Source organism: Pseudomonas sp., assembly GCF_035554175.1.
Lineage (GTDB): Bacteria > Pseudomonadota > Gammaproteobacteria > Pseudomonadales > Pseudomonadaceae > Aquipseudomonas.
In genome coordinates this window covers 20,581-38,702 of sequence record NZ_DATMIV010000037.1, presented here as the reverse complement: position 1 = coordinate 38,702, position 18,122 = coordinate 20,581, and the positions used below count along the sequence as shown (strand labels likewise).

Annotated in this window: 17 protein-coding genes; 7 read left to right on the top strand and 10 right to left on the bottom strand. The window is 60.5% G+C overall.

Annotated features, from left to right (window positions below; all coding sequences use genetic code 11):
* The first annotated feature begins 14 nt into the window (after positions 1-14).
* The 6 genes from VNV36_RS17270 to ycaC all read left to right on the top strand — a co-directional run bounded on the left by VNV36_RS17270 (position 15) and on the right by ycaC (position 6,509).
* Positions 15-938, top strand: a complete 924-nt coding sequence (locus VNV36_RS17270; RefSeq protein ID WP_325718811.1) for a LysR family transcriptional regulator — start codon at positions 15-17, stop codon at positions 936-938.
* A 112-nt stretch (positions 939-1,050) separates the two neighbouring features.
* Entirely contained in the window at positions 1,051-2,793 is a 1,743-nt protein-coding gene (locus VNV36_RS17265; RefSeq protein ID WP_325718810.1) for a hypothetical protein, read from the top strand.
* Between the two features lie 112 nt (positions 2,794-2,905).
* On the top strand, positions 2,906-3,319 hold the full coding sequence (locus VNV36_RS17260) for a DoxX family protein (RefSeq protein WP_325718809.1): 414 nt from the start codon (positions 2,906-2,908) through the stop codon (positions 3,317-3,319).
* Entirely contained in the window at positions 3,312-3,938 is a 627-nt protein-coding gene (locus VNV36_RS17255; RefSeq protein WP_325718808.1) for an antibiotic biosynthesis monooxygenase, read from the top strand. Before VNV36_RS17260 ends, VNV36_RS17255 begins: the two co-directional genes overlap by 8 nt.
* Positions 3,939-3,978: 40 nt before the next feature.
* Positions 3,979-5,817, top strand: coding sequence for an amidohydrolase (locus VNV36_RS17250; protein WP_325718807.1), 1,839 nt, complete (start codon positions 3,979-3,981; stop codon positions 5,815-5,817).
* 68 nt (positions 5,818-5,885) lie between these two features.
* Positions 5,886-6,509: an isochorismate family cysteine hydrolase YcaC gene (ycaC, locus tag VNV36_RS17245; protein WP_186623210.1), complete on the top strand. Its 624-nt coding sequence runs from the start codon at positions 5,886-5,888 to the stop codon at positions 6,507-6,509.
* Between the two features lie 85 nt (positions 6,510-6,594).
* Here ycaC and VNV36_RS17240 read toward each other — a convergent pair whose 3' ends face one another.
* Positions 6,595-8,022 carry a mechanosensitive ion channel domain-containing protein gene (locus tag VNV36_RS17240; protein ID WP_325718806.1) on the bottom strand — a complete coding sequence of 476 codons (1,428 nt, stop codon included), beginning with the start codon at positions 8,020-8,022 and terminating at the stop codon, positions 6,595-6,597.
* Positions 8,023-8,130: 108 nt separating this feature from the next.
* Positions 8,131-9,153 carry an alpha/beta hydrolase gene (locus VNV36_RS17235; protein WP_325718805.1) on the bottom strand — a complete coding sequence of 341 codons (1,023 nt, stop codon included), beginning with the start codon at positions 9,151-9,153 and terminating at the stop codon, positions 8,131-8,133.
* A gap of 160 nt (positions 9,154-9,313) precedes the next feature.
* On the opposite strand from VNV36_RS17235, the gene VNV36_RS17230 reads away from it, so the two are divergent.
* Complete coding sequence (locus VNV36_RS17230) at positions 9,314-10,213, top strand: LysR family transcriptional regulator (protein ID WP_325718804.1); 900 nt, start codon at positions 9,314-9,316, stop codon at positions 10,211-10,213.
* A gap of 213 nt (positions 10,214-10,426) precedes the next feature.
* Here the strand turns inward: VNV36_RS17230 and VNV36_RS17225 are convergent, their stop codons facing one another.
* The 8 genes from VNV36_RS17225 to VNV36_RS17190 all read right to left on the bottom strand — a co-directional run bounded on the left by VNV36_RS17225 (position 10,427) and on the right by VNV36_RS17190 (position 18,118).
* The gene (locus VNV36_RS17225; protein ID WP_325718803.1) at positions 10,427-10,735 is read right to left on the bottom strand and encodes an addiction module antidote protein; all 309 of its coding nucleotides are present in this window, start codon (positions 10,733-10,735) and stop codon (positions 10,427-10,429) included.
* Between the two features lie 2 nt (positions 10,736-10,737).
* On the bottom strand, positions 10,738-11,031 hold the full coding sequence (locus VNV36_RS17220; RefSeq protein WP_325718802.1) for a type II toxin-antitoxin system RelE/ParE family toxin: 294 nt from the start codon (positions 11,029-11,031) through the stop codon (positions 10,738-10,740).
* Between the two features lie 230 nt (positions 11,032-11,261).
* Complete coding sequence (locus VNV36_RS17215) at positions 11,262-11,954, bottom strand: N-acetyltransferase (protein WP_325718801.1); 693 nt, start codon at positions 11,952-11,954, stop codon at positions 11,262-11,264.
* Positions 11,951-13,141, bottom strand: coding sequence for a GNAT family N-acetyltransferase (locus VNV36_RS17210; protein WP_325718800.1), 1,191 nt, complete (start codon positions 13,139-13,141; stop codon positions 11,951-11,953). The genes VNV36_RS17215 and VNV36_RS17210 overlap by 4 nt, the downstream gene beginning before the upstream one ends.
* A 4-nt stretch (positions 13,142-13,145) precedes the next feature.
* Positions 13,146-13,835, bottom strand: a complete 690-nt coding sequence (locus VNV36_RS17205) for a GNAT family N-acetyltransferase (RefSeq protein WP_325718799.1) — start codon at positions 13,833-13,835, stop codon at positions 13,146-13,148.
* Between the two features lie 61 nt (positions 13,836-13,896).
* On the bottom strand, positions 13,897-15,816 hold the full coding sequence (locus VNV36_RS17200) for a hypothetical protein (protein WP_325718798.1): 1,920 nt from the start codon (positions 15,814-15,816) through the stop codon (positions 13,897-13,899).
* Positions 15,813-17,120: an oligosaccharide flippase family protein gene (locus VNV36_RS17195; RefSeq protein WP_325718797.1), complete on the bottom strand. Its 1,308-nt coding sequence runs from the start codon at positions 17,118-17,120 to the stop codon at positions 15,813-15,815. The genes VNV36_RS17200 and VNV36_RS17195 overlap by 4 nt, the downstream gene beginning before the upstream one ends.
* A complete protein-coding gene (locus tag VNV36_RS17190) occupies positions 17,117-18,118 on the bottom strand; it encodes a polysaccharide deacetylase family protein (protein WP_325718796.1) in 1,002 nt (333 codons plus the stop codon). The genes VNV36_RS17195 and VNV36_RS17190 overlap by 4 nt, the downstream gene beginning before the upstream one ends.
* Positions 18,119-18,122: the final 4 nt, after the last annotated feature.

Below are 18,122 nucleotides of genomic sequence, written 5' to 3'. Positions count from 1 at the left end.
AGGAAACCACGCCCATGAACCGTAACGATCTGCGCCGCGTCGACATGAACCTGCTGGTGATTTTCGAAGCGCTGATGTTCGAAAAGAACCTGACCCGCGTCGCGGAAAAACTGTTCATGGGCCAGCCGGCGGTCAGTGCGGCCCTGGGGCGGCTGCGCGATCTGTTCGACGATCCGTTGCTGTTGCGCAACGGTCGCGGCATGGAACCCACAGCGCGGGCCTTGGCGATTCTCAAGGAACTGCAACCGGCAATGGATGTGATTTCCGGCGCGGTCAGCCGCGCCAAGGAATTCGAACCGGCGAGCAGTTGCGATGTGTTTCGCATCGGGCTGTCGGATGACGCCGAGTTCGGTCTGTTTCCGCCGCTGTTGCGTCAGCTGCAGCAGGAGGCGCCGGGGATTGTTGTGGTGGTGCGCCGCGCCAATTATCTGTTGATGCCGGCGCTGTTGGCCTCGGGAGAGATCTCGGTGGGCGTCAGCTACACCACGGAACTGCCGGCCAATGCCAAACGCAAGAAGCTGCGCGACATTCCCTGCAAAGTCCTGCGTGGCGATGATCGACCGGGGCCGCTGACTCTGGACGAATACTGCGAGCGTCCGCATGCGATGGTGTCGTTTTCCGGTGACCTGAGTGGCAACATCGACCTGGATCTGGCCAAGATCGGCCGCTGCCGCCGCGTGGTTCTCGGCGTGCCGCAGTTCAGCGGCTTGCGCGCATTGCTGGCGGGCACCGAGATGATCGCCACTGTGCCGGATTACGCGGCCTGCGCTTTGGTAGAAGGCTGCACGCTGCGTGCCGAAGACCCGCCATTCCCGATTGATGCCGCGCAATTGTCGATGGCGTGGAGCGGCGTGCATGACAACGATCCGGCAGAAAAATGGCTGCGCTCGCGGATCAGCCAGTTCATGGCGGCCCCGCTGGATATTCCTGTGTCGTAAACGACCGTTCGTCTGAAAGCAGGCTTCACCTGTTAGTTCTGACAGTGGCGCATTCGTGTCTTCCCGTGTCTGATGGATGAACCCCGAAGGCTAGCCCGCAAAGGACATGAACATGGACACGTTGACTCCTGCACTTGTCGGTGACCACTTGCCGCCGCTCTCGATTATGGAAAGTCGCCCGGACGGTTTGCTGGATCCGCATGCTGCTCGATATAACCTGACGGTGAGCGTTGACTTCCCCTGGCAAGAAGGAGACGTCATTACTATTGAGTGCGCTGGTACGCCAGGTTCCGGTTCTTATCTGTCTCCACGTATACCGATCGGCGGATTTGCACAGCCCTTCCAGACCCACATTGATAACCTTCTGATCGCCTTTAACCTCAACCAGACTGTCATTTTCACTTATACCCTTTATCGTGGCACCGAGACGCCCGTTGTTTCAGAGCCTCTCGCGCTGTTCATAACCCGTATCAATCAACTGGATCTGCCACGACCGTTCATCCGCCAGGCCGATAACGACGGTCAGGGAGTCGCGCTGAATATCGGAGGTCTGGTCGAAATCACTTTGCGTATCAATGCGTGGCTGCTAGGCAGGCGCGGCAACCCCTTCTGGCTCAAGCTCAAGGGCACAAATGCCGATGGCAGCAATTTCGAGGCGTTTTATTGGCAAGCACCGGGCAATAAGGTCGATGACGAATTCAACCGCTATGGTTTTTTCGAACAGAACTTTCCCGCCGCACCACTGCAAGGATTGCAAAACCGTAGCGTGTTGACGCTTGAGTTGATGGCCGGGCTGCAGAGCAGCGAGGATCCATCCCTTGCTCAACGCTTTGCGCATCGTAACTACATCGTCCTCACAGAATCGCCCGATGCGCCGAAGATATTGTCGGTACGCGATCAGGACGGAGAAGTACTCGATGGCGCGGATACCCGTCATACCCGTGTCACATTGAGCGGGACTGCCTCCGGTGCACTCGATGTATTCGATGGCCCGACCCGCATCGACACGGTCGATCCTGTTGCCGGCGACTGGACGTACGACACGGCTGAACTGTCCGCTGGACGGCATACGTTTACAGTCCGGCTGGCAGATGGCAGCGGAAGTGCCTCAAGTCCGAGGCGAATCAATGTCGTGCTGTCAAACCTGACGCTTACGATTGCCGAGGCTCCCGACAACATCAATCTTGATCCACTGAGTGCCGTCACGACTTTTACAGCGCTGATCCATGACGACCTGTTGCCCACTGATATGGTTTTCGTGACGGTAACAGCGGCTGACGGGACGCCCGCTTCGGGCTCACATCGCACCACGCCAAGGGCGGCCGGCACTATACGTCCGATCCGCACTGAGCTGCCTGTATCGCTGGTGGCATTCAGCATCGGAAAAATAATGAATGTTACGTTTTCGTACTCAAGAGGCAGTGCTGAACCGGTGACTTCAAACCCTTTACCCCTGAACGTGCTGCCGATTGCACTGGATCGTCTCGTAGCGCCGGAGATTATTCAGGCCAGCGGTGGCATTCTTGATCTCAAAGACGTGCAGTCAGGGGGGAATCTGCGGTTTGGTGTCTGGCAGCATATTGCCCGGAATCAACGAATCTCACTCTATCTGGAAGGGCAGAGCGAAACTGGCCCGCATAACCTGCGAATGTGGGTGGTAACTACCAATATGGTGCATGCGGCGTGGGTTACAAACGGCGGCTATGTCGCTTCTATCTCGGCAAATTATCTGCGGTTACTCAAAAATGGCAGCAAGCTTTCAATTCGGTTCCTGGTCAACCTGGATCAGGTACCGAACGAGGCTGCGGCAACGGCTTTTCAACTCCGCGAATACACCATTCGATCTGTACCTTGAAGCCGACGTTACTCGATAGTCTCGAGACCTGCTGCAACTGAGCACATTCATGCAATTTCACCCGACCCGGCATTGGCATGATTCACGCCAATGACATTCAAAGGGTCGGGTCATGATTGCTTCGAGGGATGAACAGGCGCGCGACATCGGGTTGCTGTTCCTGCGGGTCAGCGGCGGGTTGTTTCTGTTGTGGGTGCACGGCTTGCCCAAGCTGCTGGACTTCACCGCGCAACTGCACCTGATCGAAGACCCGTTCCACCTCGGCGCCCGTCTGACCCTGATCCTGGCGATCTTCGCCGAAGTCCTCTGCCCATTGCTGATCGTCGCCGGCGTGCTGGCGCGATTGGCCTGCCTGCCTATTCTCTTTGTGCTGCTGGTGGCGTTGCTGGTCGTGCATCCGCAATGGAGTGTGGCCGAAGGGCAGTTCGGCTGGTTGCTGTTGATCCTCTTCACCACTGTATTGATCGCCGGGCCCGGACGGCTGGCGATTCCTGTTCGTTTGCCCGGAGTGCTGCGCTATGCCTGAAGTCTTCAATTCACAAGCACCGGGGGCCGATGAGACTGTCACGTTGATCATCAAGCATTCGGTCAAGGCCGGTTTCGAGTCGGCATATGAAGCGTGGCTGCGCAATATCGTGCGCGTCGCCGGTCAGCGCGAAGGACATCTGGGGGTGGACGTGGTGCGCGGCAAGCGCGGGCGTCTGGATTTTTACACCTGCGTGCTGCGCTTCAGTTCCACGCAAGCGATGCAGGGCTGGCTGGAGTCGTCGGAGCGTCAGGCGCTGGTTGCCGAAGCCGCGCCTATGCTGGCCGACGGTGATCAGACCGAAGTCGCGCCGGTCAATGAATTCTGGTTCACACCGCTGGCCGAGGCCGGCTCACCGCCGCCGCGCTGGAAGCAGGCTGTCGTCACGCTGTTGGTGATTCTGCCGCACACCCTGCTGGTGCCGCTGATCTGGGGTCCGCTGCTGGCGCTGCATCCGCTTCTGTCCAACTACGTGGTCGCCACGTTTCTGATCACCCTGACCATCGTCCTCTCGGTGGTCTACGTGGTGATGCCGCCGGTCACCCGGTTGTTCACCCCGTGGCTGGAAGCCAGTCAGGCCCATGAACACCTCGATTCCCAAGAAACCTCGCCGCGTTGAGCGGGGTTTGCTTCTTTTCACTTTTGCTTGAGGAACTGCGATGAGTGCCGATCTGATTTTATTCAATGGCCAATTTCATACCGTAGACCGGGAAAAACCACTGGCCAGCGCCGTGGCGATCAAGGATGGCCGCTTCGTCGCCGTCGGTAACGATGCCGAGGCCATGGCCCTTAAAGGCAACGCCACGCAAGTGGTCGACATGAAGGGCCGCTGCGTCATTCCTGGCCTCAACGACTCGCACCTGCACCTGATTCGTGGCGGTTTGAATTACAACCTGGAATTGCGCTGGGAAGGCGTGCCGTCGCTCGCCGATGCGCTGCGCATGCTCAAGGATCAGGCCGATCGCACGCCCACCCCGCAGTGGGTGCGCGTGGTCGGTGGCTGGAACGAATTCCAGTTCGCCGAAAAACGCATGCCGACCCTGGAAGAAATCAACCAGGCCGCGCCGGACACTCCGGTGTTCATCCTGCACCTGTACGACCGTGCGCTGCTCAACCGCGCCGCACTGCGCGTGGCCGGTTACACCCGCGACACGCCGAACCCGCCGGGTGGCGAGATCGTGCGCGACAGCAACGGCAACCCGACCGGCATGCTGGTGGCACGGCCGAACGCGATGATTCTCTACTCGACGCTGGCCAAGGGGCCGAAGCTGCCGCTGGAATATCAAGTCAACTCGACCCGCCAGTTCATGCGCGAACTCAATCGCCTCGGCCTGACCAGCGCGATCGATGCCGGCGGTGGTTTCCAGAACTACCCGGATGACTACCAGGTGATCGAACAACTGGCCAAAGACGACCAGTTGACCGTGCGCATCGCCTACAACTTGTTCACCCAGAAGCCGAAAGAAGAGCTGACCGATTTCCAGAACTGGACCGGCAGCGTCAAGTTGCACCAGGGCGACGACTTCCTGCGCCACAACGGCGCGGGCGAGATGCTGGTGTTCTCCGCCGCCGACTTCGAAGACTTCCTCGAACCGCGCCCGGATCTGCCGCAGACCATGGAGCAGGAACTGGAGCCAGTGGTGCGCCACCTGGTCGAGCAGCGCTGGCCGTTCCGTCTGCACGCCACGTACAACGAATCGATCAGCCGCATGCTTGACGTGTTCGAGAAGGTCAACCGTGACATTCCGTTCAACGGCCTGCCGTGGTTCTTCGACCACGCCGAAACCATCACCCCGCAAAACATCGAGCGGGTGAAAGCGTTGGGCGGTGGTATCGCGATTCAGGACCGCATGGCGTTCCAGGGTGAATACTTCGTCGATCGCTACGGCAAACAAGCCGCCGAAGCCACGCCGCCGATCAAGCGCATGCTCGCTGAAGGCGTGCCGGTTGGCGCCGGCACCGATGCCACCCGCGTTTCCAGCTACAACCCGTGGACTTCGCTGTACTGGATGGTCAGCGGCCGCACCGTTGGCGGTCTGGCGCTGTACGAAGAAGGCTTGCCACGCGCCACCGCGCTGGAGCTGTTCACCCACGGCAGTGCCTGGTTCTCTTCGGAGCAGGGCAAAAAGGGCCAGATTCGCATCGGCCAACTGGCAGACCTGGCGGCACTGAGCGCGGACTTCTTCAGTGTTGAAGAAGAAGCGATCAAGTGGATCGAGTCGGTGATGACCGTGGTCGGCGGCAAGATTGTCTACGCCGCCGGCGACTTCGAAGACCTCGGCCCGCGTTCGATTCCGGTGCTGCCGGACTGGTCGCCGGTGGTCAAGGTTCCGGGCCACTGGCGCCCGAACTCGCCATTGCAGGCGCAGGTTCACCAGTGCAGCGGGCCGTGTGCCGTGCACACTCACAGTCATGAAAAGGCGCGGATGTCGAACGCGCCGGTCAGCGACTTCGCCGGTTTCTGGGGCGCATTCGGCTGTTCCTGCTTCGCGTTCTGAGTTTGAAAAAAGCGCCGGTCATCAGGGCCGGCGCTTCCCGCAACAACCATCCATCCAGGAGTTTTGCCATGAGCGTTCCTTACAAGCGTCTGAACAAAGATGATGCCGTCGTCCTGCTGGTCGATCACCAGACCGGTCTGATCTCGCTGGTGCAGGATTTCTCGCCGAACGAATTCAAGAACAACGTGCTGGCACTGGGCGACATCGCCAGGTTCTTCAAGCTGCCAACCATTCTGACTACCAGCTTCGACGCCGGTCCCAATGGCCCGATCGTCCCTGAGCTGCTCGAGCAATTCCCGGACGCGCCGTTCATTCAGCGTCCAGGCCAGATCAACGCCTGGGACAACGAAGACTTCGTCAAAGCGATCAAGGCCACTGGCCGCAAGCAACTGATCATCGCCGGTGTAGTGACCGACGTATGCGTAGCATTCCCGACCCTGTCGGCGATTGCTGAAGGCTTCGAAGTGTTTGTCGTAACCGACTCGTCGGGCACCTTCAACACCACCGTGCAACAAGCCGCCTGGGCGCGCATGTCGGCAGCCGGTGCTCACCTGATGAACTGGTTCGCAGTGGCCTGCGAGCTGCAGGGCGACTGGCGCAACGACATGGAAGGCCTGGCGCATCTGCTGTCGGAGCGTCTGCCCAACTATCGCAACCTGATCAACAGCTATACCAAGTTCACCGCCAAGTAAGATCAAAAGATCGCAGCCTGCGGCAGCTCCTGCATGGGAACGCATTTTCCCTGTAGGAGCCGCCGCAGGCTGCGATCTTTTGCTGTTAGCGCTTCTGCAACCACCCCAAAAAACCACCTTTTTTCACCGCCACCGGTTTGGCCATCAACGCGAGGCGACTGTTCTGCTGACGCACCGCCTGCAACTTGTTCAAGGCCCGGCCGACTTCGCTGCGCTTGTCCATGCATTCCCGGGTCAACTGCTTGTCGAGGCGGTAGATGATGCTCGACGTCAGTGCCGTGAACGTTGCCTGCGACGGCGTATCGGCGAGAATACTCTGCTCGCCCATCACCTCGCTCGGCCCCATGCGTCCGGCCTCGGTCTGACCAGTGCCCTCCGGCACCGTCGCGCTGACCACGCCCGTAGCAATCACGAAGAGGCTGTCTGGCACTTCGTCCAGATCCAGAACCACCTGACCCGCCGAGTATTGTTGCGCGACCATCGATTCGGCGAGGCGATCACGTTCTTCGCTGCTCAGCGAGCGGAAGATTTTCACTTCGTCCAGCAATGCGCGAGCGCGGCTCGACGGTTCGATCACGCCGTCGGGATGCCGCGAAATGCCCGCCGCTTCCAGATGCCGGTGGGCGAGGTCGAACAGCTGATTGCGCACTTCGCTCTTCTTGCCCAGTTCGGCGATGAAACCGCTGGCGACGTACTCCGACATGGTTTCGCCGGCTTCCTTGAGCACGGCTTTCGGTGCAGGACTGAGCAACAGCGAACTGCTGCCTTGCAAAGTGCGATCAAGCGCATCGAGCACCCGACGCGGGCGAATGTGGTTTGGCACCTGGATGCTGATCGACACGCCGTGCATGTTGCTCGGCCGGCTGAGGTTGACGATCTTCGCCTTGGCCGCTACCGAGTTCGGTACAACGGCCATGGTGCCGGCGCTGGTCAGCAGGTGCGTGGCGCGCCAGTCGATGTCGAATACCTTGCCTTCGACGCCGTCGATCATCACCAGATCATCCACCTGATACGGCTTGGTGGTGTTGAGGACGATGCCGGAAAACACGTCGGCGAGGGTGCTTTGCAGAGCCAGGCCGACGACGATGGCGACCACTCCGGAGGTGGCCAGCAAACCCTTGACCGGCAGTTCCAGTACGTAGCCGGCTGCCGCAACGATGGCGACCAGAAACACCAATGCGCCGATCACATCCTGGAGCAAGCGGCCGCTGTGACCGATGCGCCGCATCAGCGCCAGGCCGATGACTTCGGTCAGTACCCTTGCTGCGTACAACCACCAGAGAATCCCCAGCGCCGTCGCGCCCAATTGCGCCACGCGATCGTCGGCAAACAGCGGTGCCTGCAACGGGCTGACACCGGCATTGATCACCAGCGCGGTGAACGCCAGAAACAACACCAGACGCACAGCGACTCGCGGCGCGCGATGGGTGAAGGGCGAGAAGTGCCAGAGGGCGGCGTCGAGCAGCAACAGCACGGTGCTCCAGGACAGCAGGTGGGCGTAGAAAAGAGTCATGACCGGTCCTCCGCGACGCTAGTGAGAAAAAAGATCGCAGCCTCCGGCAGCTCCTACAGGGAATGGTATTCCAGGGTAGGAGCTGCCGAAGGCTGCGATCTGTTGCTTTTATGGATTCAGATGAGTCTTCAGCTCAGCCGCCGCCTGACGCACCGCGGCCTTCACTTCCGGAATCTGGCTCAGCGGATTGAGCAGACCGAAGTCATGAATCATCCCGTTGTAGCGCACCGAGGTCACCGGCACGCCAGCCGCATCCAGATGTCGTGCATAGCCTTCGCCTTCGTCACGCAGTACGTCGAACTCGGCAGTCTGCACCAGCGCAGCGGGCAGTCCCTTGAGCTGTTCGGCGCTGGCGTTGAGCGGCGACGCATGGATCTGCGCACGCTCGGCCGGGTTGGTGGTGTAGTTGTCCCAGAACCACTGCATCATGCCCTTGGTGAGGAAATGGCCGTCGGCGAATTGCTGGTACGAGCCGTCATCGAACTGCGCGTTGGTTACCGGCCACATCAACAGCTGGAAACGCAGCGCCGGGGCTTTCTGCTCCTTGGCCATCAAGGCCACGACCGCCGCCATGTTGCCGCCGACGCTGTTGCCGGCCACTGCCAGACGCTTGCCATCGACACCGATGTCCTTGCCGTGTTCGGCCACCCATTTGGTCGCGGCGTAAGCCTGGTTGATTGCGGTCGGGTACTGCGCTTCCGGCGACGGCGTGTAATCGACATACACCGCAACAGCGCCAGAGCCGACCACCAGATCACGGATCAGACGCTGGTGCGTCGGGAAGTCACCCAGCACCCAGCCGCCACCGTGGAAGAACATGAACACCGGCAACTCGCCTTTGACTTTGGCCGGGCGCACCACTTTCAGGTTGATGGTCTGGCCATCGACCTTGATCGCCTTGTCGCTGACTTCCACACCGGACAGATCAACCTTCACCGAAGCCTGGGCACCTGTCAGCACTGCGCGTGCGTCTTTCGGGCTCAGTTGCTCCAGCGGGCGGCCGCCGCCAGCGGCGAGGGCGTCGAGGAATGCCTGAGTGTTGTGTTCCACACCTGGGCTGCCTGCGGCAAAAGCGCTGCTGACGGAAAGGGCGAGGAGGGATGCGGCGAGGGTTTTCTTGACGATGTTCATAGGTGGAAATCCTTTTGAATAATTTTGATTGTTTGCCTGAGTTTCGGGCTGCTGTGGCACTGGGTTTGCGGCCTCAGCAACACCGTGAGCACAGATTAATGGGCTGCTGAAAAGCGAAAAAGCGGCTATAAAGCGTTTAACTGTCCACCAGGGAGTGACAATGAACCCGTTCGAAGACATGCGTATTTTTTGCCAGGTCATGGACTCCGGCAGCTTCACCGCCGCGGCCGATCAGTTGGGCTTGTCCAAGCAGTTCGTCAGCCGGCGCTTGATGCAACTGGAAGAGCGCCTCGGTGTGCGCCTGTTGAATCGCTCGACACGCCGGCTTGACGTCACCCCGCTCGGGCAGAGCTATTACGAGTCGGCCCTACGGCTGCTCGGCGAGGTGGAGCAGGTCGAGCAGGGCATCGCCGGCGAAACCGCCGAGCCGCGCGGCACGATCCGCTTGAGCGCGCCGCTGTCGTTTGCCGTCGCGCATCTGGGGTGTCTGTTGCCGTTGTTCCTGCAGCGATATCGCGAGGTCACGGTTGAGGTCGACTTGAGCGATCGTCCGGTCGACCTGCTCGGCGAGGGCTACGACCTGGCGTTGCGCATCGGTGTGCTGGAAGACTCGACACTGATTGCCCGCCGCATCGCCAGCATCGAACGGGTCTATTGCGCCAGCCCGGCGTATCTCGCCGAACGCGGCACGCCGCTCAAACCTGAAGACCTGCACAGTCACGACTGCCTGCCGTACGGCCATGGCCGCTCGGTGCAATGGCGCTTCAACGAAGCACCGGGCAAACCGGTATTGGTCAACGTTGCCGGGCGCATGCGCGTGAACAACGGCGAACTGCTGCGAGACGCGGCGGTGCAGGGGATGGGGATTACTTATTTACCGACCTTCATCGTCGGCGCGGCGCTGAAGGATGGGCGGCTGCTGCCGGTGCTGGATGATTTGCGTCCAGAGCCGCTGACCTTGTCGGCGGTTTATCCGCAGCACCGTCAGGCCTCGAGGCCGGTGCAGGCGCTGGTGGAGTTTTTGCGTGAGAAGCTTAACCAGAGTCATGTGAATCTTTGATGGTGGGGCTCTCAGGGAACCGGCGTTTTTCGATTGAGCGAATGGCGCAGATGCCGATGTGCTTTAGCCTGGTGGCAAGCAAGGCCTGAGAATCTTATTGCGACGACTGGCCTCTTCGCGAGCAGGCTCGCTCCCACATTGGTTTGCGTACGGCGACTATCCAGTGTGGAAGCGAGCCTGCTCGCGATGGCGGCCTATTGGCCGCTACAGAACTCACGAAATGGAGTGATTGATCACATGCCCTGGCTGTGCACAAAGATCGATGCCAAGTGCATGAATCACCTTCAGCACTGTGTCAAATCGAGGCTTCGCTCCGGGAGCGAAAGCTTTGTAGAGACTTTCACGACCCATGCCTGAGTCTTTGGAAATTTGCGTCATACCTCTGGCCTTGAGCACGTAACCGATTGCGCGAAGGAATTCTTCGCTGTCTCCGTCTGCAAGCACCTGCGACAGGTATTCGCTGATGGCTTCATCACTGTCGAGCAGCGCGACCATGTCGAAATTCGTCAAAGTCTGGCTCATGGTTAAACCTCCTTTGCCATTTTTTGTGCGCGTCGGATGTCTGCGCTTTGTGAGGATTTGTCGCCTCCGGCCAGCAGAATAATTACTGCGCCATTGCGGATTGTGAAATACACCCGGTAGCCCGCGCCAACATCCAGACGCATCTCAGAAACTCCATCGCCCACCGATTTGGAGTCGCCGAGATTACCTGTTGAAGCCCGATCAATACGACGGGCGATAGCCATTTTGGCGCGCAAGTCTCTGATCGAACGGTGCCAAGCCTGGAATGTTGCAGTTTGCTTGATAAGATAAGTCATTAGTCGACTGTATCCAAGTGGATACGGATAAACAGTCGGCCAAATCTTTTCCGAATGTTGGAAGTGTCGTCACAGTTTGTAGGCAACCAGCCAATCGCTTGTGAGAGCTTCGGGTGCAGCTACTGGCCTCTTCGCATGCAGGCTCGCTCCCACAGGGAAACGCATTCCATTGCAGGAGCGAGCCTGCTCGCGATGGCGGCATCAAAACCGCCGAAAATATCCAGAGCGGATCAGGCCTGTGCCGTAGCGGTCACTACCGGTCTTTCCGGCTTGCGCAGTGCCTCCAGCCTTGACTCGCTGTAGCGCGTTTCGCGGAAGAAACGCCAGTGGCCGAACAGGTCGTAAACATGGGTGATCCGCCCTTGTTCCTTATAGCCCAGGCGCACATGCATCTTCAGGGCCGGGATATTGGCGTTGTCGCAGATATCCACGACTTTTTTGAAGCCTCGGGCAGACATGACTTGCCACAGTGCGGTCTGGGCATCGACGGTCAAGCTACTGCCGAAATAGTGCCGGGTAATCTCGGCACCGAACTGGAAGTATTCACCAGGCTCGACCGTAAACGTGTAGCGGTAGAAGTGGCGGTCGTAGTAGTCGCGAGTGCTGGCCCAGACGAACCCGACGGTGTGACCTTCCTGGTCCAGGTACATGTGCCCGGTGTGCCCTTCAGCGGCCAACTCGGCCATGGTCTGCACACGGTCACCAAAGTACTTGCTGAAAGCCCTGGCGTTGTCCTCGGTGATGTCGACTCTATGTAAACCTTCACAAGGACGCAGTTTGTTCGGCGCAATCGGCGTGACCAGATCGCGCTCCATCCACAGCAATTCACGGTGAGCGAAGACGTAACGTTTGCCGAAAGCGCCAAGGGTGCGGCGCAGGCCTTTTTGTTTGATGCGCAGAAGCAGTTTTTCGATGGCGTTCATGATGCTCTCCGAGGCCCTAGCCCAGGTGTGATGGATGGTGTTGCCGGTTGAGTGGTGGATGTATTTGCCGCTGTCGGCTTGCCAGCGCGCTGTGCGCGTCTTTTTTGCAGAGCCGGTTTGACGCAGTACCAAAGACGTAAACCCAGGCCCAGCAGCAGGCCACTGGGGCGCCATGAGTAGAAGCTCCAGCGCCAGTGCTCCAGTTGCCCGGTCATGCGCTCGTGCAACTGATGGCTGGAGTTCTCCAGGCTGACCCGCGAGGCATCGATCCAGTGCCATTGCTCGTCCAGGCCCCAGCGAATCCACTCCTCAAGCAGCACGCGGCCGCTGCCCAGATCTGCGTATTGCGGCAGGAATGCGAGGTTGTAGTCGTAGAGTCGACCTTGCTCGAGCAGGCCCAGCCGATAGCTGATGCAGCGGCCGTCCAGCTCCAGCGTCACCACCCGCACCAGCCCTTGAGCGGCGAGGGCAGTGAACGCGCTTTGGATCCACTGACGACTGCGTTCGCTGGCGAAAATCCCGACGCCCTCATCACCTTTCCAACTCACTGACTCGACTTCCTGCAGCGCTTGTAAAACCTTGGGCATCGACAGCGCATCGGGGGTGATTCGTCGCACCTGGGCGCCGCATGCGGCAATCCGTTTGCGCGCCCGGCGCAGTTTGTAGCGCGGGTCGCCGGATACTTCCTGCTGGTCGGCGTCGCTGATCAGATGCACCGGTACCCGGCAACTCAGGCGCCGTTCAGCAGTGGAGCTACGCGCCATCCAATCGGTGAGGGCACTTTCTTCCCCGGCAGGTTCCGACAGTTCATTGAGTTGTAGCAGCGCGTGGGGCAGGCGCTGACGGATCAGCAGCAGCGCCCGGTGCATGTCTTCACTGCCGAGCAATGACAGCAAGGCAAGTCGATCGGCCAACGGATAACCCAAGTGATGCAAAACCCGAAACGGCAGGCCAGCGAAGCGTTCGCGGCTGGCCACGAGCGGCAGGCACAGGCGCAATTCTCTGGCTTCCCAGCCGAGCAGAATGTGCAGACGCTGATCCTCGCCCAGCGCCTGTTCCGCTGCACACAACCAGCCGAGATTGTTGAACGGCGTATGGTCGGTCACGCCCAGTCGCAGCGTTTCATAGGCGGTTGCCGGGAAGTCGGCAGCGCATAGGGACGTGCGCCATTCGAATCGCATCGCCATAGGTTCAGACCGCCGTTGCTTTGACGGGTGGACGGGAAGTCTTGCGCAGCGCCTTCAGGCGCGAACCGCTGTAGCGGGTTTCGCGGTAAAAGCGCCAGCGCCCAAACAGCGTGTAGATATTCGTGATCCGCTGTTGTTCGGTATAGCCCATGCGCAGGTGCAGCTTGAGCGCCGGGATGTTGTTCGACTCACAGACATCGACCACTCTGCTGCAGCCTTTGACAGCCATGGCTTTCCACAGGCGCACTTGCACATCGACTGACAATTGGGTGCCCCAGTAGGGGCGGGCCATTTCGCCACCGAACTCGAAAAACTCGCCGGGTTTTACCGGGAATCGGCATCCGTAGTAATGCCGATCAAAATAATCACGCGGCGTGCCCCAGATGAACGCCACGGCATCGCCTTGCGCGTCGACATGCATATGCCCGGTGTGGCCTTCACTGGCCAGTTCGGCCATGACGCCGACACGGTCGCCGAAGTAACGGGTGAAGGCACTGGCGTTGTCTGCGGTGATCTGCATTACCCGCAGCGGCGGGTAGGGTTTGAGGCTGTGTGGCGGCACGGGGCTGACCAGATCCCGCTCCATCCACAGCAGTTCCCGATGGGCAAAAATGTACTTTCTGCGGATCTTCGCCAAGGTCGCTGGCAGGCCTTCGCGACGGATGTGTCCGCTGAGTTTTTGCAAAATATCCATGGTCTCTTCTCCTGATGAAGGTGCCACGCGCAGCATGACGCTCGCGGGGCAGAAGGGCGGTTCATGTAGCGTTCCAGGTCAGGGCAAACAGGCTTTGCCCCGGTAACTCGAAACGCACGCGCCCGTTTTCACAGGCGAACGGTGCGTCGCGGGCACGATTGTCAGCGCCGAAGAAATGCAGGGCGCCGTGGTTCAGTGGGCACTTGGCGCCGCTCAGATCAACGCGTTGCAGGCGTGTGCCTTTGTTCACCCCGAGCAAAGTGCGCTGCTCGTCGCCGGCCATCGCCAGCACATCCACTTCGAAAGCGTCGTTATCCAGTTGCAGCACGTGCGGCAACCAGTGCCGAGCGATGAATTGCTGGGCCAGGCCCACCGGTTTCAGCTCGAAGCGATCGCCGCCCAATATGCGCACCATGCCCTTGGCGTAGGGCGGTTCGTCGGCTGCCTGAAACCAGTTGAGCATGGTCAGCAAGCCGTCCTGAGAAGCATTGATGACGACCGAGGTCCACCACAGCGCGGCGTAGTGAGTTTCCTGGTCGTAGGGGCTCAGGCTGGAGCCGCTGGATATGTTGGTCTGATCGAGCAGCAAGGCCTTGCGCGGCTGACCTTTGTCGTCGAGCCCGACCAGTTCCGCGGCGCGGCGCACGCTGTCGCGGTAGACGCGGGTGGCGAGCAGGTCGCGGATCATCCATTCGTGCCAGGCCAGTGCGTCGATCTGATCGGGCGATTCGCTGAGCAGACGCCGTGCCCAATCAATCCCGCGTTTGTCGGCGGCGTTATTGGCGAAGGGGCCGTTGACCAGCCGCGAACTGGCTGGCATGGCGATGCGCACACCGGCGCGGGCATTGGCCGGATCGCTGCGCACCTGGCGCGCCATGCTGACAAAAATCGCCCGATAATCGTCATAGCTCGAATAATTTAAGTTCGGCTCGTCGGCGAAGCCGATGTAATGCGTGCCTTGACCACCCAGTGCGCGCGTGCTGGCGAGCCAGGCGTCGAGGCCGTTGCTGCTTTGCATGTCGGCGCGCAAATTGGCCTGACGCCCGGTGCCGGCGAGCAGGGTGATGTCCTGGCGGATGCCGAAGCGAGTCTGATAGAGCTGACGAACCGGGTCTTCGAAACGGGCATTTTTTGAAGTCAGGTCAACGTAGCTGTAATAACTCGCCGCACTCGGTTTCAAGGCATCCAATGCGCCATGGCTGGCTGCGGGCGGCATGAGGTTGGGCAGGGCAATGCCCAGATCCGGGGTGCGCCCGAGCACCTTATCGTGCAGAGTCAGGCGGACCTGGCCCGACTCTTCACGCAGAGGCTGGAGCTGCTGTGGATTGCGCGCAAACAGGTTGGCCGTGCCGTCGAGCCAGAACGCCGCTTTGCCGCTGCCCTGCAGGCGCAAGCGCCAGACCTGAGCCCGATCACTGACCGGCAGGGCCACTTGATCGAATTGCCAATAGGCGCGGTGGGGCTTGAGGGCCAGCGACAGCTGTTGTCCATCGTTCACGCGCTGTGCTTGCAGTGCGTTGACGCCGCCATGGTATTTGCCGTTCAGCACCGCGTGTTCTCCCGGTGCCACTTGGAAAAACAGCTCATCGCCATTGCGGGTTTCGACACTGAAATGCACCTTGGCCGGACTGAACAGCGCCACGGTCTTGTCGTCATGCTCGACGCGATAACTGCGGAAGCTGTAGCCGGGAATCTCCAGGCGATAACCGGCAGCTCCCGGCACCAGGGACCAGCGCTGCGAGCCGCGAACCTCACTGGCCTTTATCAATCGCTCACCTTGCAAGCGGCCGTGGCCGTCGAGCAGATAGATATGCTCTTCATTGGCCTGCGCCTGCCATGCCGGAACCCAGCGCACGGTGACCGTATCCGGGTGATCGGCCTGCAGATACAGGCTGCCGTCGCGGATGTCGCCCCACTGCATTGGCGCAGCGAAGACGTTCAGCGTCATGCCGAGTCCGAGCAGCAGGGCCAGGCGCTTCATGCGGCTTTCCTGCGGTGCAAGATCAGCCACACCGGGCTGATGTCAGCGGGCAGAATGAACAGCGTGTGCCAGAACGGTACGCCGCTGAGTCTGCAGTAAAGCACCAGCATCGCCAGGGTCACTGCCAGATAGGCGATCGAGGACGCTGCTGCTGCGCCGACGATGCCGAACGCCGGAATCAGCGCCAGGTTCAGCGCCAGATTCAGCAGCGCGCCCAGCCCCATCAGCAGGGACACCGTGCCGGGGCGATTCTTGCCCAGCAGATCAAGGCGCAGAATGCTCGCGTAGCACAGGCCCAATAGCCCCGGCAGCAAGGCCAACAAAGCGGGATACGCGGGTTGGTAGGCGGCGCCGAACAGGGTGACGATCAACCATTCGCCGATCAGCGCCATAGTGACGCAGGCGCCGAGCATCACCGTGGCGGTCAGGCGCAGCGCCAGCGGAGTGACCTTGTCCATGCCCTTGTCCTGTTGCAGCAGACGCTTCATCAGCGGTGTGGTGACCGCTTCCGGGACGATCAGCAACAGTTCGGCGGCGGCGCTGGCCATGGCGTAATGGCCGAGCGCGGTGCTGCCCAGCAGGGCGCCGATAAACAGGTAGTCGGAGCGCAAAATGACCTGTTGGAACAGCAGATCCGGATGGCTGCGTGCACTGAATCGCAGCAGCTCAGTCTGGCTCGCCCGATCCCATTGCAGTTGCAGCGGCTGTGCGCGTTTGAGCCACATCCAGCCCACCAGCACCACCAGGCTGATACCGGCCAGCCAACTGATCAGTGCCGCTTCAAGTGCCGCCTCTTTCCACATCCAGAACAGCGCGATAAAAAGCAGTAGCGGCGCCAGCGATTCGATCAGGCGCAGGACGTTGAAGGCGACCACGCCGCCCGAGGCGTTGTGCAATGTCAGCAGGCCGCTTTTGAGCACTGTCAGCGGTACCGCCAGCAGCAACAGCCACGCCAGCAGACCGAGCTGCATCGTGACATCGAGTTCGCTGCCAAATTCTCGCGCCAGCGCGACCACCAGCAAAGTCAGCAACCCGGCCAACAGGCAACCGAACACCAGGACCTGACTGAGCAACAAACCCATCGGCCGCTGCTTGGCGGCCTGATAACCGACCGCCGAATTCAACCCGCCGCTGGTGGCCGCACTGATCAAGTCGGGCAAAGTGCTGAGCAGGGCGAACAAGCCGCGTTCGCTGGGGCCGAGAATCCGTGCGAGCAAGACGTTGCGCAGCAAACGCAAGGCGATCATTGCCAGTTTGGTGCCCATGCTCAGGGCCAGATGCCTGATGTAGCTGCCTCGACTCATGGCCGTGCCCCGCGAAAGATCCGTAACGACAGCAGTTCAGGATTGCGCGCGGTACGCTGGCTGACGCCGAAGCGAGGCAGGTTCAAAGGATCGCCGACGCCTCGATAGAGGCCGCTGGCCGTGCCCAGAGCGAAAGGGTAATCATGATTGGCAACCTGCTCGCGGACGCGCTCATCGTTGTCGCCGTTGGGGTAGCAATACACCGGCAACGGCCGATTGCAGCCATTGTGCAGGGCAGTGCGGCTGCGGCTGATTTCTTCGTGCAGACGATCGTCGTCCAGTCCGGTGAGGATCGAATGACTGGCACCGTGCGGGCCGAAACGCACCAGACCGGATGCTTCCATGGCGCGCACCTGGTGCCAGTCCAGCGCTTGCGGCATTGACTCCGGCGGGCATTCCTCGGTCAGACGTTCGAGTTCCTTCGGTTCGAGGCACTTCAACCCTTGCAGATAATGCAGCAGCGCCAGACTGCGCCGGTCGACATCGATATCGTCAAGCAGCACCGGCAGCGGATGGCCGGTGATACGCAGGTGCTCGATCAGATGCATGCGCGCCTTTTCGCCATGGCTGCCCCACAGCGTTTCGCCCACGCTTTCCCACCAGAAGCGTTGCCGGCTGCCAATGAAATCGGTGGAAAGAAAAATGCTCGCCGGCACCTGATATTTCTGCAACAGCGGATAGGCGTTGACTGCGTTGTCGCGCCAGCCGTCATCGAAGGTCAACGCCACTTGCGGACGCTCGGTGCGCAGGGCGTTGGGCTGGAGCAATTCCATCAGCGGCACGCAATCGAAATGCTTGCGCAGCCACACCAGCAGGTGTTCGAACGCCTGCGGGCCAACGCACAGCTCATTGCGGTGCGGCAGATTGGCGGCGCGGTCATTGGCCAGCACCCGGTGAAGCATCAGGATGACCCCGGCGCCATGCAGCTGGTTGCGTCCCACTGACGAGTTGAGATAGAGCCAGCCGCTGGTGCGTTTTATCAGTTGTTTGATCGCCATGGCA